This window comes from Aquirufa antheringensis, assembly GCF_023921165.1.
Lineage (GTDB): Bacteria > Bacteroidota > Bacteroidia > Cytophagales > Spirosomataceae > Aquirufa > Aquirufa antheringensis.
The window spans coordinates 1,540,027-1,556,583 of record NZ_CP049835.1 but is presented as its reverse complement, the minus strand read 5'-3'; the positions used below and the strand labels follow the sequence as shown (position 1 = coordinate 1,556,583).

At 44.7% G+C, this 16,557-nt stretch carries 14 protein-coding genes and 1 tRNA gene; 9 read left to right on the top strand and 6 right to left on the bottom strand.

The window, feature by feature from the left end; genetic code table 11:
- Positions 1–46: 46 nt before the first annotated feature.
- Positions 47–427 carry a hypothetical protein gene (locus G9X63_RS07100; RefSeq protein ID WP_252622129.1) on the bottom strand — a complete coding sequence of 127 codons (381 nt, stop codon included), beginning with the start codon at positions 425–427 and terminating at the stop codon, positions 47–49.
- A gap of 290 nt (positions 428–717) precedes the next feature.
- Here G9X63_RS07100 and G9X63_RS07095 point away from each other — a divergent pair, with 290 nt between their 5' ends.
- Positions 718–1,548 carry an AbiJ-NTD4 domain-containing protein gene (locus G9X63_RS07095; RefSeq protein ID WP_252622127.1) on the top strand — a complete coding sequence of 277 codons (831 nt, stop codon included), beginning with the start codon at positions 718–720 and terminating at the stop codon, positions 1,546–1,548.
- Positions 1,549–1,798: 250 nt separating this feature from the next.
- On the opposite strand, the gene G9X63_RS07090 is transcribed toward G9X63_RS07095, so the two are convergent.
- Positions 1,799–1,886: transfer RNA gene (locus G9X63_RS07090), tRNA-Ser, on the bottom strand.
- Positions 1,887–1,918: 32 nt separating this feature from the next.
- A complete protein-coding gene (locus G9X63_RS07085; protein WP_252622125.1) occupies positions 1,919–3,400 on the bottom strand; it encodes a S10 family peptidase in 1,482 nt (493 codons plus the stop codon).
- Between the two features lie 116 nt (positions 3,401–3,516).
- Between G9X63_RS07085 and G9X63_RS07080 the strand changes: the two genes are divergently transcribed.
- Genes G9X63_RS07080 through G9X63_RS07070 form a run of 3 tightly spaced genes read left to right on the top strand, consistent with a single transcriptional unit; the run spans position 3,517 to position 6,767 of the window.
- Positions 3,517–5,592 (top strand): HEPN domain-containing protein, encoded by a 2,076-nt coding sequence (locus G9X63_RS07080; protein ID WP_252622123.1) that lies wholly within the window; start codon positions 3,517–3,519, stop codon positions 5,590–5,592.
- A gap of 4 nt (positions 5,593–5,596) precedes the next feature.
- Positions 5,597–6,391: a uroporphyrinogen-III C-methyltransferase gene (gene cobA / locus G9X63_RS07075; protein ID WP_252622121.1), complete on the top strand. Its 795-nt coding sequence runs from the start codon at positions 5,597–5,599 to the stop codon at positions 6,389–6,391.
- Positions 6,381–6,767, top strand: a complete 387-nt coding sequence (locus tag G9X63_RS07070; RefSeq protein WP_252622119.1) for a RidA family protein — start codon at positions 6,381–6,383, stop codon at positions 6,765–6,767. Before cobA ends, G9X63_RS07070 begins: the two co-directional genes overlap by 11 nt.
- Before the next feature lie 49 nt (positions 6,768–6,816).
- On the opposite strand, the gene G9X63_RS07065 is transcribed toward G9X63_RS07070, so the two are convergent.
- Positions 6,817–7,794, bottom strand: coding sequence for a bifunctional heptose 7-phosphate kinase/heptose 1-phosphate adenyltransferase (locus tag G9X63_RS07065; RefSeq protein WP_252622116.1), 978 nt, complete (start codon positions 7,792–7,794; stop codon positions 6,817–6,819).
- A 15-nt stretch (positions 7,795–7,809) separates the two neighbouring features.
- Entirely contained in the window at positions 7,810–8,802 is a 993-nt protein-coding gene (gene moaA / locus G9X63_RS07060; protein ID WP_252622114.1) for a GTP 3',8-cyclase MoaA, read from the bottom strand.
- Between the two features lie 37 nt (positions 8,803–8,839).
- Between moaA and G9X63_RS07055 the strand changes: the two genes are divergently transcribed.
- From G9X63_RS07055 to G9X63_RS07035, 5 genes are all read left to right on the top strand, one after another.
- Entirely contained in the window at positions 8,840–9,085 is a 246-nt protein-coding gene (locus G9X63_RS07055) for a MoaD/ThiS family protein (RefSeq protein WP_252622111.1), read from the top strand.
- Between the two features lie 34 nt (positions 9,086–9,119).
- A complete protein-coding gene (locus G9X63_RS07050; RefSeq protein ID WP_252622109.1) occupies positions 9,120–10,901 on the top strand; it encodes an NADH-quinone oxidoreductase subunit 5 family protein in 1,782 nt (593 codons plus the stop codon).
- The gene (locus tag G9X63_RS07045) at positions 10,898–12,550 is read left to right on the top strand and encodes a complex I subunit 4 family protein (RefSeq protein ID WP_252622107.1); all 1,653 of its coding nucleotides are present in this window, start codon (positions 10,898–10,900) and stop codon (positions 12,548–12,550) included. Before G9X63_RS07050 ends, G9X63_RS07045 begins: the two co-directional genes overlap by 4 nt.
- Before the next feature lie 20 nt (positions 12,551–12,570).
- A complete protein-coding gene (locus tag G9X63_RS07040; RefSeq protein ID WP_252622105.1) occupies positions 12,571–13,455 on the top strand; it encodes a hydroxypyruvate isomerase family protein in 885 nt (294 codons plus the stop codon).
- A gap of 127 nt (positions 13,456–13,582) precedes the next feature.
- Positions 13,583–15,745, top strand: a complete 2,163-nt coding sequence (locus G9X63_RS07035; RefSeq protein ID WP_252622103.1) for a T9SS type A sorting domain-containing protein — start codon at positions 13,583–13,585, stop codon at positions 15,743–15,745.
- Here G9X63_RS07035 and G9X63_RS07030 read toward each other — a convergent pair.
- A complete protein-coding gene (locus G9X63_RS07030; protein WP_252622101.1) occupies positions 15,726–16,499 on the bottom strand; it encodes an SDR family NAD(P)-dependent oxidoreductase in 774 nt (257 codons plus the stop codon). The two genes, G9X63_RS07035 and G9X63_RS07030, sit on opposite strands and share 20 nt — an antisense overlap.
- Positions 16,500–16,557 lie beyond the last annotated feature (58 nt).

The following is a 16,557-nucleotide window of genomic DNA, read 5'->3' as shown; positions in this document are numbered from 1 at the left end:
ATAGCAACCTGCTACACCCCTTGGTACGAAGAAATAACTAACTTGATTAGACAGCTAGCTTATAACTTTTTTGGTTAATTTTCTCCTCAACCACTTCTAAGCGGCTTTCGCCCAATAGCTCCATACTTCCTTTAGGTCTGTAAGCATAAGAATGAGCTAATGTGATGATTTCACCCGTTGTTTTGTTGGTGTATTCGTAAGGATCTGATTCAACCCGTACAATGTCTCCCTCAATCTGCTGACCGACCATCAGTTTAGCTACATCAGCTGTAAAGGTGGACGGAATCCGACACTTCCTGCTAGTAGCATAGAACTTCCCAGTGTTCTGAGATTGAACAAGCTCTAATCCTCCTGAAAGCTCAAGAAGAATGAATGTTTGGCCACTCGTGGCGTTTACTTTTTCCATGTAATCTGATACAATTACCATAACGTTAATAATTAAGAATGTGAAAAATGATAGGCCAGAATTGACCTAGGGGCAGACACCCGCCTGCCCGAGACCTGGGAGGGGTTGCAGTCTGGAATAGACGTTATGGGGGGATACACAAGAAATTTTGAATTTTTGAAATTTTTAGTATTTTATGTCAATTATTGACATATTGTTTTGAGATTATTTAACAATAATTCAAATTTCAGTAGGGATAATAGCCTTTCGCATAATTTAAAGCCCAATTTTGTGTCAGTTAATTGCCACTTAACATATAAACACTTGTAATTATGAAATTAAGATTTTCAGATCGAATCGGTAAAACAGAAGTAAAAATAGAATTATTAAAAGAAGTACCCATCGAAATGGCTAATGCTTTATGGACTCTAATATTTGAATTAATAGATCAAAAATCTATTAACTTAACCTACGGACATACTTATTCTGATTTAACGCTTTTTTATAGAAAACTTTGGGTTTACTTTTTGAAAAAGCCAATTGATGAAATGCCATTCAGATATGGGCAGGTTGAAGCCGAATACGCGTTAAAATTTTTAAGAGCATGGTATTTTAAAGCCGAATGGTATGAAAAATTAAACCTACTTGAATTCTGTTTTGAAGACGAAGAAAAAGAATTACATGAAATATGTAATTCTTTTTTACAAAGAGAATTTTCAGCTTATCGTTTTGTGGGAGGAGTAATCGTTGAAGTTAATTCACAGGAAGAAATTATTGAGATTGAAAAAGCCTTAAATCAAACGGACAAGTTTAAACCCGTAAAGACGCATCTTTCTACGGCATTAAATTTACTATCTGACAAAAGGAAACCGGACTATCGAAATTCAATTAAAGAATCCATTTCTGCTTTAGAATCATTATGTAAAATAATTACAAATAAAGAATCAGCAACTCTTGGTCAAGCATTAAATGAAATAGAGAGGACACATATTATACCTGGTAGCTTAAACAGCGCTTTTAGTAAACTTTATGGTTATACTTCAGATGAAGCAGGAATTAGGCATGCTATATTAGAAGGTGATAGTAAAGTTGACTTAGCAGAAGCAAGATTTATGCTGATAGCATGTTCGGCCTTTATTAATTACTTATTATCAAAAATATAAATTGCAATTCTAGCCGCAAACGTAGTTTAATGCTATATATATATTACTGCAAGCAAATTAGATTAGACGCTAGAAAGACATAAATAATAGGGGAGTGAGTACACCTCTTCTCTCATGCATAGAAATAAATTCACCATTTTCGCAAATGCCATAATTAGAAATTTAGAACAAATGTGGGCTAAATGTGGGCTAGATATTAAAACAAAAACCCTTAACTACTTAATAATCAGTAGATAAGGATTTTGTGTTGTAGAGGGGAAGGGATTCGAACCCTCGGTAAGCTTGAGACCTACACACGCTTTCCAAGCGTGCTCCTTAAACCACTCGGACACCCCTCTATAAGCGCCCGTGGGGTTGCAAAAATAGCAAATTATTTCGACGAATCGAAAAAGGAATCGATATCCTTCTTGAATTGAATCAAGGATGGTTTGTGGATATAGTACATGTGGCCTGATTCGTAGTATTTAATGTCTACGCGGGAGCGTTGCTCCGGGCGCAAAAACATGTGCTCGATGTCGTAAACCGCCGTGAAGTACGGGGTTGCGAAATCGTAGTAGCCGCAGCCGAGGTAGACTTTGAGGTTTGGGTTTTTGGCCATCGCATCGCGAAGACTTTCGGCGACGTTTAGGTATTTGTTTTGTACGTTTTTGTAGGACCAAGGGTATACTTCGCCGAAGACGTTGTAGCCTTTCTCCTCCGTGAACTTCAATTCTTTAGATAAATAGTCGTTGATCGTGGCGGTGAAAGGTCCATCGATGTTTGTGAATGATGGATCGAAATCGACGTATTCACCTGCGTCATCTAGGTTACGGCCGGTGAAACGAGCGTCCAAGCGACCGATCGAAAGCCCGTCTGCGCGGCGTAAAGCCTTGTAGAATCGGTTCTCGTCGAGGCGAAGGTTTGCTTGAAGGCAAAGCTCTTTGGAAAGGCCTGTGTAGTAGGCCATCTTCTCAGCAATGGCCGTTTTTTCTGCGTCAGACATCCAACCGCCTTTGATTAATGCGGTGGCGTAGGGTCCGATCGCCCATTGCTCGGATTCCTTTAAAACGTCTGCGATTGGTCGCGCTTGTAAAGCGGGCGCTAATTTTTTGTGGTACCAGGCTGCGGCTGTGTAAGAGGGGATATATAGCGCACGAGGTAGATCGTTTCCGATGTTGTAATCGTTTGTGCCAAAGTTTAATACCGCCGAGATTAAGATGACACCATTGATGTAGATGCGGTGTTCGTCTTGCAAGAATTTCGATAATCCTGCGGCACGCGTGGTTCCGTAGCTTTCGCCAGCAAGGAATTTAGGCGAGGCCCAGCGGTCGTAGCGGCTCAGGAAGTTGCGCACGAAGTCGCCCACGGATTTAATGTCCTCGACATAACCGTGGTATTTGCTGGCAGGTTCGCCCACAGCGCGGGAATAGCCAGTGGAAACGGGGTCGATGAAGACTAAATCCGTTTTGTCTAACCAAGAAAATTCATTGGGGATGTAGGAATAAGGGGCTGCGGTGGCGGTGCCGTCGTCTTTCAAGACAACGCGCTTAGGGCCTACACCGCCCATGTGTAACCATAAAGAGGCTGAGCCTGGGCCACCGTTGAAGGTGAAAGTGACAGGGCGCTTGGCGCCGTCTTCGTCGTCTTTGGAGTAGTAGGTAAAGAAGATTTTGGCCAAAACCTTACCCGTATCTGCCTTCATATGCATATAACCGGTAGTCGCCGTGTAATTAATCACCTTGCCGGCAATTGTAATCGAGTGCTTCGTCTTCACAACCTGTACGCCAGCCGGGTCTTTCCCGATTTGCGCATTTGTTTGCGCGTTCAGGCTAAGCGTAAGTGCACAAAAAAGAATCGTCAATAGTTTTTTCATCGTTTGAAGATTTATGAAAACGAATATAAAAATTCTTTGGCAATAAAAGGTTATTTCGTAGATTTGCACCTACTCTATATATTATATAGACTTTATAAACATTTCAAGATTTTATTATGCAAAGTTTCCGCTCTGAGATAGAAAACCCCGTTGTTGAAAAAGACATCCTGGATTTAGCGAAAAAAATCGCTCAATTCAAGGCTGGCGAGATTCACGAGGAAAAATTCAGAAGTCTTCGCCTAGCGCGTGGTGTCTACGGACAACGCCAACAGGGGGTGCAAATGATCCGCATTAAATTGCCCTATGGCAAGATTCAATTCCACCAATGGAAGCGAATTTCGGACATTTCAGACGAATACTCGACCGGAAACCTGCATTTAACAACGCGTCAAGACATCCAGATTCACTATGTGTCGTTGGACCGTACGCCGGAACTTTGGGCAAAATTAGAGCAGGACGATATCACCTTGCGCGAGGCTTGTGGAAACACCGTGCGTAACATCACAGCCTCCCCTACTTCTGGGATTGATCCGAAAGAACTTTTTGATGTAAGCCCGCACGCCGATGCGGCATTCCGTTACTTTTTGCGGAACCCGATCTGCCAAGAAATGGGTCGTAAAATCAAGATGTCGTTCTCGAATACGGATGAAGATACGTCTTTGGCCTATTTACATGATGTGGGTTTTATTCCCAAAATCGTGGACGGCAAACGCGGTTTCAAAGTAGTCGTGGGTGGTGGCTTAGGTGCACAACCGATGCTGGCTCACGTGGCACACGAATTCCTAGCAGAAAACGAAGTGATCCCATTCATCGAAGCGATTTTACGTGTTTTCGATCGCCACGGCGAACGCAATTCCCGTCACAAGGCGCGTATGAAATTCTTGATCCAAAAAGTCGGGTTCGAGGCCTTTATGGATTTAGTAAAAGCGGAATCGAAAGCCTTAAAAAATCACTCTTTCGAAATTCCATCGGCTACGGCTTGGGAGGTTACACCACCTACCTTAGTCGCGTCGACGGAAACTCCTACCTCAGAGGCTTACGCCACTTGGTTAGCGACCAACACCTTTGAACAAAAGCAAAAAGGATTCCACGCGGTCTATGTGCGTATCCTGAACGGCAATATTTCCAGTACAACATCTCGTTCTTTAATTGAAGCCTTAACGGGGTATATCGGCGATGATATTCGCATCACGATTAACCAAGGCTTGATGCTAAAATATGTTCCTACCGCGAATTTGGCCTACGTCTACTCCGTATTAGACGCACACGGATTAGCGGCTCCGGGCGCTAATTCCATCGCGAACATCACGGCTTGCCCGGGAACGGACACGTGTAATTTAGCGATCTCTGATTCGACGAATATCACCTCGAAATTAGAGGCGGTCATCACCGAAGAATTCCCGTCTTTAATCCACGACAGCGCGATGAAAATCAAAATTTCCGGCTGTATGAACGCCTGCGGACAACACAGTATGGCGTCGATCGGCTTCCACGGATCTTCTTTGAAAGCGGCAGACAAACGCGTTTTACCAGCTTTGCAGGTCTTATTAGGCGGGGCGACACTAGGCAATGGCGAAGGAAAAATCGCGGATAAAGTGATTAAAGTTCCATCGAAAAGAGGTCCTCAAGTGTTGCGCACCTTATTAAATAACTTCGAAGAGAACGCCCAGGCAGACGAGTATTTCCACAGCTATTACGATCGCCAAGGCGAGAAATACTTCTACGATTTATTAAAGCCCATCGCAGATTTAAGCACACTGGTGGATGACGATTTTATCGACTGGGGCGCTTCAGAAAACTTCGCTACCGAAATCGGCGTGGGAGAATGTGCAGGTGTCGTGATCGACTTAGTGGCGACTTTGTTATTTGAATCAGACGAAAAATACGAATGGACAGCGGCGGCATTAGAAGACAAACGCTATGCGGATGCGATCTACCATGCCTACAGCGTGTTTATTTCGGCGGCGAAAGCACTCTTATTAGATAAATCGATTTCGGTTCCTACCCAAACTTCGGTTATTAACAAGTTTGATGAAAACTTTGTAGCAACGGGTGATTTTGCCGTAGATGCCCCTAGCTTCGCTGAATTAGTGTTACAGATCAACCAAAACGAGCCATCAGCGGAATTTGCGGCCTCTTATACGGCGCAAGCACACGCCTTTTTACAATCTGCCAAAATAGCCCGCTCTTAATCCTATGAAGAACTTAAGCCATTTCAGAACATTAGAACCTCACCCGAAATTATCGGTGGTGGGTGCTGGCCCCGGCGATCCAGAGTTGATCACCTTGAAAGCCATCAAAGCTATCGCGTCAGCGCAGGCCGTTTTATACGATGCTTTAGTTGACCAAAGCTTGTTAGCATATTGCTCCCCCACCTGCGAGCAGATTTATGTGGGTAAGCGTGCAGGTGAAAGCCATTCCCAAGAGGCCATTAATAAATTGATCGTGGAGAAAGCCTATGCTTTAGGACACGTGGTTCGCTTGAAAGGCGGCGATCCTTTTGTCTTTGGACGTGGTCAAGAAGAAATCGAATACGCCCGCGAATTCGGTTTATTAACGAATTACATTCCAGGCATTTCCTCCTCGTATGCAGCGGCTGGTTCAGCTGAAATACCCTTGACGATTCGGGGGGTGAACGAGAGCTTTTGGGTGATGACGGGGACGAAATCGGATGGTTCTTTGACGGCAGACCTAGCTTTAGGCTTGCAATCTTCTGCCACTTTAGTCATTCTCATGGGAATGAATAAGCTAAAAGAGATTTCAGATTTATGCCAAAAATACGGCAAAGGTGACATCTCCGCCGCCATTATCCAAAACGGCACGATGAAAAATCAACGAATTGGCGTATCTTCAGCTGCAGAATTAGCTTCCATGGCTTCTAAAGAAGGCTTGAGCAATCCGGCTGTCATCGTCATAGGCGAGGTTGTGCGTCACGCAAAGCCGGAATTATGGCAACAAATCACTAAAATTAGTAAAGAAAATGAGCAATAGAATGAACATCTCCAGCGGTTCACCCTTCGAAGATACCTTCGGCTACTGCCGCGCGGTAAAGACAGGAAACTTACTAGAAATCTCCGGCACAGTAGCCCTAGTGGATGGCGAAAAAATAACGGCTGACGATTTGTATGCCCAAACCTATAACATCATCGAACGCATCGCGGTGGTTTTAGAAGAGGCTGGTTCGTCTCTTAATGACGTAGTCCGCACGCGTATTTTCACGACAGATATTTCCAAGAATTTAGACATCGCTCGAGCTCACGCCCATTTCTTTGGAGACATCAAACCTACGACTGGGATTTATGAAATTTCAGCCTTGATCGCTCCGCAATATAAAGTGGAGATTGAGTTTACGGCTTGGGTGGGATAAATTTAATAAGCCCGTAAAAAAGCCCCGAACAAAAATTCGGGGCTTTTTTTTATATTTTTGCGGCTTCTTTTTTCAGCAACTCCACGTCAATCGGAACCACTCCCAGAGATTCGCAGACTAAGCCTCCGCCTAAGTTAGCGAGCTCCGCGATTTGCGCAGCAGATCCGCCAGCGGCAAGAGCGCAAGCCGCAATGGAAATTACGGTATCACCGGCACCTGATACATCAGCGATTTGGCGGATGTGTGCGGGAATTTGAATTTGGTCAGTTGCGAAATCCATATAGACACCGCGTTCAGACATCGTCACAAATAGACCCGTAAATGATTGCGCAGCTTTGAAATCCGCCACTGTTTTCGCGATGGCTTCTGGAGCAATGGCTGAGGCATCTAAACCTAAACCATCCCGTAATTCATTCAAATTGGGTTTGAACAAAGTGGCTCCGCTATAGGCGAAAAAGTTCTTTTTCTTCGGATCTACGACGGTTGGTATTTGCTTCGCTTTGGCCATCAAGATAATTTCCTGAATCAACTCTGTGCTTAAAACTCCTTTGTCATAATCCTCAAAAAGAATCACATCGACCTCTGGTAACCACGCTTTCACTTGTTCCAATAAGGCTTTGGAGGAAGCAGCAGAAATAGGCGCTTCTGTTTCCGAATCCACACGAATCAATTGCTGGGATCCAGCGATGACACGTTCTTTGACCGTCGTAGGACGACCTTTTTCGGTTATGATACCTGAAGTGGAAAGACCAGCGGCTTGTAAAATTCCTTGTAAGGTTTCGCCTGTGGCATCGTCTCCGATAACGGAGCAAACGTAGGGTTTTGCGCCAAGGCTCGCGATGTTTAATACCACGTTTCCGGCTCCGCCTAAGCGAGATTCGCGCTTGATGACGTTCACCACGGGAACGGGAGCTTCCGGCGAAATGCGATTCACCTTTCCCCAGGTATAGGCATCCACCATTAAATCACCTATCACCAGAACGCGCAGGCTTGAAAATTTCTCAATCAGAGTAGATAATGGATTCATAAACTTACTACTTAATTAGCCTCCAATAGTCGTCATCGATTCGGTGATGACTCCTTTTCGTTTATTTTCTGCTTCAAATCCATCCAACGGACGCGATTTAAATAATGTCAAAAATTGTGCTTTCACCTCCTCATCGCTCACTTCGCTACGAAGATACGGCTTCATATCAAAAACGCCATCATCGTAGAGGCAAGTCTTGACTTGACCTTTGGCCGTTAGGCGAATGCGATTACAGCTTCCGCAAAAAGTCCGGGTAAAGGCCGCGATGATACCCACATTGCCTTTAAATCCAGGAATGTCATAGGTATTTGCTGTTTCCCCGAACAAAAAGGGTCTCGCTTTTAGGTCCGGAAATTGTGAACGGATACGTTCTAAAATACGGGCGTGATCCCAAAATAGCTTTTCTTCTACCAGTCCGGAACCATTAAACGGCATTTCTTCGATGAATCTCACCGATACCGGATGCTCACGAGCGAACTCCGTCAAAGCAAGAATATCGTCCTCGTTTTTACCTTGCATCACGACCGCATTGATCTTGACATGGAAACCGGCGTCGATTAAGCGGATTAGATTTGCATAGACTTTGGCAAAATCATCCCTCCTGGTGATCTGGTGAAAGCGATCCCGATCGAGGGAATCCAAACTCAAGTTAATGTGACGAATACCTAACTTTTTCAGCGCCTCTATGTACTCACCGATGAAAACGCCATTCGTCGTCAAACAAATTTCGAGGTCCTTCAAGTCCGCTAAATTCGTTAAGAAATCCAGCAAACCATTCCGAACAAATGGTTCTCCACCCGTGATGCGAACCTTTTTAATCCCCATTTCGTGTAAAATCCGGGTCAACCGAAACATCTCCTCCCAGCTCAACAACTCCCGCTCCGGCATATACTTTATCCCCTCCGCCGGCATGCAATAGGTGCAGCGCAGATTGCAACGATCCGTCACCGCAAGACGTAAATACGTCAATTCGCGGCCGTGATTATCTAAAAGCTGAGGATTATCCAATATATTTGTTCAATAGTTACCAAAGGTACAAAAAACGATGTCAACCTACCACATCTTGCTGTTCGGTATTTGCCGGGATTTATTAAAATCGTCTACGATTTCAATCGAAAAAGAGGGCGCTGTGACCGTGGAGGAAATGTTACAAACGCTGCGCTCATTGCATCCGGCTTTAAAAAGTCTACCTTCTTTACGTCTTGCAGCCGAACATCGGTTCCCAGAACCGGATTTTATCCTATCTGATACGATGGAAATTGCCTTAATTCCTCCCGTGAGTGGCGGATAATCCGTATATTTGTTTTTAAATCTATACAAAGTATATGGGATTAAATCTCCTGTTTCTTGGAGTGCTTTTGTTGCCTTGGGCGTCCGCGCTGTTGGTGGCTCTTTTTCCCAAACCTCTTTTTTCGATTTTTCTTTCGGCAATTTTTAGCGTTGCTGCATTGTATTTTTGCACCACTGCACCTATCGATTTCAAAATCGCCTATCCTTGGTTTAATTTGGGTGGGCAACCGCTGAATCTGAGTTTTTGGGCGAATGCCTCGGCGCAATTAGTTCTAGGATTAGTGGCGATAGTATCTTTTTGTGTTCAGCTTTTCTCCAAATCATATCTGAAAGACGACCCCTCCATCGGTCGATACTACCTGTATTTACACCTATTTGTAGGTTCGATGACGCTTTTGCTACTGACCGATTCCATCCTCATTTTCTACGGGGCTTGGGAATTAGTGGGGGCCTGTTCGTATTTATTAATCAGTTTTTGGCACCAGAAAACGGCCGCCATACAAGCCGCAAAAAAAGCCTTTTTAATTAATCGACTAGGAGATATTGCCTTATTGTTCGGATTAATTGCACTCGGATTGCATTTCAATACCTGGCAATTTTCAGCGATGCACGGCATTGCCCCTACCCTCATCGGAATCGCGATTATTGCGGGCGGAATGGCTAAATCAGCTCAATTCCCCTTGATGTCATGGTTACCTGATGCGATGGAAGGCCCTACGCCAGCCTCTGCACTTATTCACGCCGCTACGATGGTGGCCGCGGGTGTATTTGTGGGCGTTCGCGTTTTCGATATTACGGGACCGGAGACCCATCTTTTTATGGGGATCATCGGCGCGATTTCTTTTCTAGCAGGAGCTGTTTTCGCTCTATTCCAAAACGACATCAAAAAAACGCTCGCCTATTCCACCATCTCCCAACTAGGTTTAATGTGGATGGGAATGGGCTCTGACGCGTCTTTATTTCATTTATTGACCCACGGAATTTTCAAAGCGGGCCTCTTTTTAGCGGCCGGTGCTGTCATTCACACCGTACATTCCCAAAGCCTAAACGACATGGGTGGCCTTCGCAAGAAAGCCCCAGTGGCGGCTTTGGCCTACCTCATTTTCGGTGCCGGATTAATGGGATTGCCTCTCACGGGTGGTTTTTACAGCAAAGAAAACATCGCCGGATATTTATACACATCAGGTCAAGTAGAATTGCTAGTTGTTTTAGCACTAGGGATGGTATTAACCAGTTTCTACATCAGCCGACAGTTCTATTTGATTTTTATGGGGCCATTGAAAGAGGGCTCATCGACAAAAGAATTCGCGCTGCCGATCAGTATACTGATCATAGCAAGTCTTTTCATCTGGATTTCGGTAAATCCATTGGAAATGCACGAAAATACGTTAATAAGCATTTACCACATTCCATCATTCTGGTTGTACATCACAGCTGCCACCTGGGTGCTAGGAATTGCAGGAGCGTATGTAACAAGAAACTGGATTCCCGCGGGGAATTACCAATTCCTGCCTCGCTTTTGGCCTTCCTTATTCCGCTTTATTCGCTGGAAGAGCAGATCTGCACAGGTTTTCGAAACCCAATTCATCGATCGCTTCGTGAATGGGATTGCTGCTCTGCAAGTGATCATTGCCCATCTAACCGCCTGGTTTGATAAACACATCGTGGACGGCATTTTAGTGGGTGGTAGTGCCGGATTGAGCGCCGGAACCGGAAGAATTTTAAGTCGCTGGCAATCAGCTAAAGTCCAAAGCTATTGGGCTATGATTATTGTGACATTTGCCTTATTTTTACTTTACGCGCTATTTATTAAATGACGAATTTACCTCTATTATCGCTTTTGATTGGATTGCCTCTACTCGGTGCTTTAGCGCTTGGCTTGGGTCAATTGAAAGAACAAGCGAGAAGCATTGCCATCGGCCTTTCGACGCTGCAATTAGCGCTTTTGGGCTATATTTATAGCGCCTTCGATAATACATCTGGCTTATTTCAATTCAACGAAACGCACAATTGGTTCTCCATTTCAATTGGATCGATGGGGCAATTTATGTCCAAATACACGCTAGGAGTTGATGGATTGAGCATTTCCTTGATTCTGTTAACTGGGCTAATTACCTGGGTGGCGCTTTGGAATTCGACAGACATCAAGGAGAAAATAGGCGGCTATTATGCCTTGGTTTTGCTTCTGAATGCGTCTATTATGGGTTGTTTTTTGGCCAAAGACCTCTTCCTCTTCTACGTCTTCTTCGAGTTCATGTTACTGCCCATGTATTTCCTGATTGGAATTTGGGGTGGACCACGTAGAAACTACGCGTCCTTAAAGTTCTTTATTTACACCCTAGTGGGCTCCCTTTTGATCCTCATCGTGATGCTCGGAATGGGCGTTGCCTACGTGGATCCCTACGAAACAGCTTTATTGAATGGCTTGATTCGGCCAGAACAAGGCTTTAACTTAGAGGCCTTGAAAGCGGTGCAGCAACTGATTCAGTCACAAGAATTAGCGACCTCCTCTTTAGTGCATAGCTTCGATATGCAGGCTTTGGCAGACTCCAATAATTGCCAAATCACCAGCATTCTACACGCCAGCTCAGGCTGGGCTTTAGCCGGATTGAGCGCGCGCGAATGGGGATTCTGGCTTCTTTTCATCGGGTTCGCCATCAAATTACCGATGGTTCCTTTGCATACTTGGTTACCCGATGCGCACGTAGAGGCACCCACCCCGATCTCCGTTTTATTAGCGGGTGTTTTATTAAAAATCGGGGCATATGGCTGGTTGCGAATCACCATTCCGTTCTTCCAAGCAGAAGCCATTGAAGCGGCGAATATTTTGGCCGGCTTAGGAGCTTTATCTATCGTTTACGGCGCCTACAACGCACTTGCGATGACAGATTTAAAGAAATTAGTGGCTTATTCTTCCGTTTCCCACATGGGCTTCGTGCTGATTGGAATCGCGGCCTTTACAGCTGAAGGATGGCAAGGGGCGATCTTCCAAACCATCTCCCACGGGGTTTTATCTGCGCTTTTATTCTTGATGGTGGGTGTATTATACTCCCGTACCGGCAACCGCGAAATCGATGCTTATTCCGGCTTAGTTACCTTGATGCCACGCTTCACGGTCATCTCCGGGATCGCTATTTTTGCATCTTTGGGCTTACCGGGATTCTCGGGATTCATTGGAGAATTCTTCAGCCTGATGGGCGCGTTCACGAGCCCATTTGTGCATCCAGGGATTGCCGTATTCGGAGCTTTGGGCTTATTATTAGGCGCTGGATACCTATTATGGACCTTCCAAAAAATCTATTTGGGAAAACACTACCAAAAAAATGCCGACTGGCCTTTACCAGATTTAACTAAATTAGAATTACTTAGCCTTTTTGGTTTAGGAATTATCAGTATATTGCTAGGCGTTTACCCGGGCTTGCTTTTTGAGCTCAGTGAAAAATTCGTCACCGGATTACTAAAATAAACCTATTAACATATAAACCTATGGAAAACAAATTCAGCCGCAGAGACATCCTAAAAAGCTCTGCTGGATTCGCTGGCCTTGGAATGATGGGACATCGTTTTCAAGAAGCGGACATCCAAGCGGGCCTAGACCTAAAAGGAAAAGTGCATCACTCAGCGTGTCGCTGGTGCTACCAAGACATTCCGTTTGAGGAATTAGTCATTAATGCCAAAAAAATCGGCTTACAATCCATCGAATTAACAGGCCCCGATGAATGGGAAATCCTGAAAAAACACGATATGACTGCGGCGATCGGCTGGGGAAAATACCCGGACGGTATGAACATCCCGAACTTCTTTAACCGCCCGAAAAACCACGACGCTTTAGTCGGGTTCTACGAAGATATCATCCCCAAAGCAGCGAAAGCCGGCGTTAAAAACATCATCACTTTCTCTGGAAATAGAGACGGAATGAGCGACGAAGATGGCCTAATCAACTGCAAAAAGGGCTTACAACGCATCATGAAAACGGCAGAACGCTACGATGTAACGATCTCCATGGAGTTATTAAATTCCAAAGTAAACCACAAAGACTACCAAGCTGACACAACCGAATGGGGTGCTGCACTTTGTGAGATGGTGGGTTCTGATAAATTCAAATTACTTTACGATATCTACCACATGCAAATCATGGAAGGGGACGTAATTGCGACCATCAAAAAATACCACCCATACATTTCTCACTACCACACAGGTGGTGTTCCAGGTCGTAACGAGATCGATGAGACGCAAGAATTAAATTATGCGGCCATCATTCGTGCTATCTACAATACAGGATACAAAGGCTTTATAGGACAGGAATTTATTCCAGCCCGTAAAGACAAAATGGCGTCCTTAGAACAAGCAGTAAAAATCTGCGACATCTAAGAATACCAACACCTTGATAAAAACGCAAACGACTCGAAGCGAGTCGTTTGCGTTTTTTATTTATCGGGTTCCTGATATTGATTTTCTTCGGCTTGTTTAGCCCTCGTTTTCTGCTCTATTTCGAGTCATGAAAACGCTCTTTTTTCTCTTTTTATCTTTCTTGTCTTTCGCACAATGTGCCACCATCAGCACCCAGCCACTCCCTCAAATCACCTGTGAGGGGGATTCCATTCGATTGATCGTAGGTAGTTCCGGCGGCACTTTTCAGTGGGAAAAACGTAGACCCTCAGACACCAAATTCACCAGCATCACAAACGCGCGTACTACGCGCTATACCTTTCTTTCCGGAGGAGCCACACATCCTACAGGATCTTATTATCGACTAAAAATCACTTCAGGGAAATGCATCAGCTATTCAGATTCTGTACTGGTGGTGCTCCGAAAAGCACCTGTAATTTCAAGTGTTAGCGTATGTGAGAAAACGCTTATTTCATTTCCCTATTCCTGGAAACTCAACGGACAAACGGTGGATTCAATTATTGCGACTCCCACACTGAATGGGTCAAAAATAAAGGCATTCGTACGCTTTCCGACTCTTCCTTTGGGATCCTGTGTGCTAGCTTCTAATGAGGTTTCGTTGACTGTTACCACACTTCCAGCTGCTCCATCACATGCCGTGAAGCTGGTCAAAGCCTGTGTAGGATTACCTTTTTCGCTCAATGCGACCGGCTGTTCACCCTCCCTAACTTATTGGTATAATTCGGATGGCCATAAAATAGGCGAAGGTAGTCGATTGCCATTAATCGCTTCAGATAGCTCGTTTTACCGAGCCTCTTGTGTTAAATCCGGTTGCGAGGGCCCCCTGTCGAATGGTGTAAAAACGACCATCTACCCTATTCCAGCGCCGCCGCTGAATACCTCCTCCAATTACTTTTGCTCAGATACACCGTTCTCATTACAGGCCAGCGGGGGCTTGAATGATATTTGGTATGAATCCGAGTCCGCTAAGTCTAGTCTTAGTACCGCAACTGCCTTAGCCATGAAAGCCATTTCAAACTCCGGCAGAAATGATTCGCTACTAGTCCGATTTGCTTCCGTCAAAATCAACGATTGCGAGAGCGCCCGCATTCCGGTGGAGATTCGCATCAAGCCTCGAATCATTTTACGACCTTTAAATCCCATTTCACTCACCGGTGAAAAAACCATTATTATACCTGAAACACTACCCTACCGGATCTCGTATAGTTCCACCGCCAAAAGCCCTTTAGGCCCCTTCACTACGAATGGATACTTGTTTCGCACGGTCATCGATTCTTTAGGCTGTACAGCGAAAGACACCACTGAAGTACATTACGTGCGAAACGGCCCCATTATCCACCGATTAACCGCTCAAATGGAAACCAATTGCCTAACGAGCAATTATCGCATTCGAATCAGTGGCTGCCCTCTGAAAACCTCGGCCATAACGGGGAGCAAACGTTACGAATCCACATCGGCAGATTTCACCTTGAGCGGCGGAAATTACACCTTCCTCTGTAACGATGGAGAAACAGATACGTTATTGCTGAATTTGCCCATTTTAAAGCAACCGAGTTCCCTCATTCACAAATCCTTTACCGGTCCCATTTGCGAAGCGGACAGCGCAAGTATTAGCCTTATAGCAGACTCTAGCGTTTATTTCATGGGCTGGGAAATGAACGGACATCTATTTACAACCGATAAAAACCTAAAAGGCCTTCTACCCAGTGGAGAATACCAATCTGTTCTAGAAGAAAATGGTTGCTTCTATCGCTCGGAGAAAATCCTACTGGAGAGAAGAGAAAATCCTCCCGCTCCTTACGTAGAAAAATTGGGTGCCTATTTTGTAAAGACTCGGTCACTTGGAATCCCCGAATGGCTCATCGACCAAACCAAATCCTACGACACTTCATCCATTCGCAAAATAACGGAAGGGCGCGAATTCTATGTTCGAGCCAAATGGATGCACAAAAGCCTCTCCTGCTTTTCTCCTTATTCGAATGTGTATTATCTAGATCAGCCCGCGAGCTACGAATTTGCGGCCTATCCTAATCCGAATCAAGGAATACTATCCATTGAAATTGCCTATGAAACGGCGGATGCAGAGCTCTACCTATTTGATTTAAAAGGCAAATTACTGGACTCCACTGAAATAGAAAATTCCAGCAGGAGAATGGATTGGAATATCTCCTGTTTCCCTGCTGGAACCTATGTAATCCGACTGATCTCAGATGGAATAAGTCAAGAAAAAACTATTCGTAAATCCCTTTAGCCACTTTCTCTGAAATCGCTTTAGGTGCTACCCAAGCCAAGAACGCACCTAATTTATTAATAAATCCAGTGATCACTTCTTGCTTTTTCGCAAACATGCCATCGACTGCTAACTTTGCCACAACAGCTGGAGTCATCGTTACTTTCTCTGCCGCCTTACTAGCCTTAGCCGGTAAGTTCGCTCGGTCATTAAAGTTCGTAGTGGTAGCCCCAGGGCTTACTGCTGTTACGGAAATACCTTTCGCTTTCCACTCGTGAAATAACCCACGGGAGAAATTCAAAACAAATACTTTAGAGGCAGCATACACACTCATCAAGGGAATCGCTTGGTATGCCGTGGAACTCGCAATGTTTAAGACATAAGCTTGGCCTTTCCCTGATAGCATTGGATAGAAACGGTAACACGATTCCACCAAAGCATTCATATTAACTTGCATCATTTTTTGGGTTTCCTCAAACGAATATTTTTCGAATTCTCCCACTAAACCATAGCCTGCATTATTCACTAAAATACGCAAATCAATCTGCTTCGCCAGCACCCAATCATATAGGGTATTGACAGCAGCAGGATCCGCTAAGTCTGCCACTAGGTAATCCACCTCTAGAGAATACTTCTTCTGAATCTCCTCTTTTACCTGCTGAAGCTCATACGAATTGCGAGCTACTAGTAACAGGTTATACCCTCTTTCTGCTAATTGCAAGGCAATTTCTTTGCCTATCCCTTTACTTCCTCCGGTAATGATTGCGTATGACATCGTGCTAGTGTAAATGAAAAAAGCCGCCCGATGAGCAGCTTTTTTCGATGATTAATTT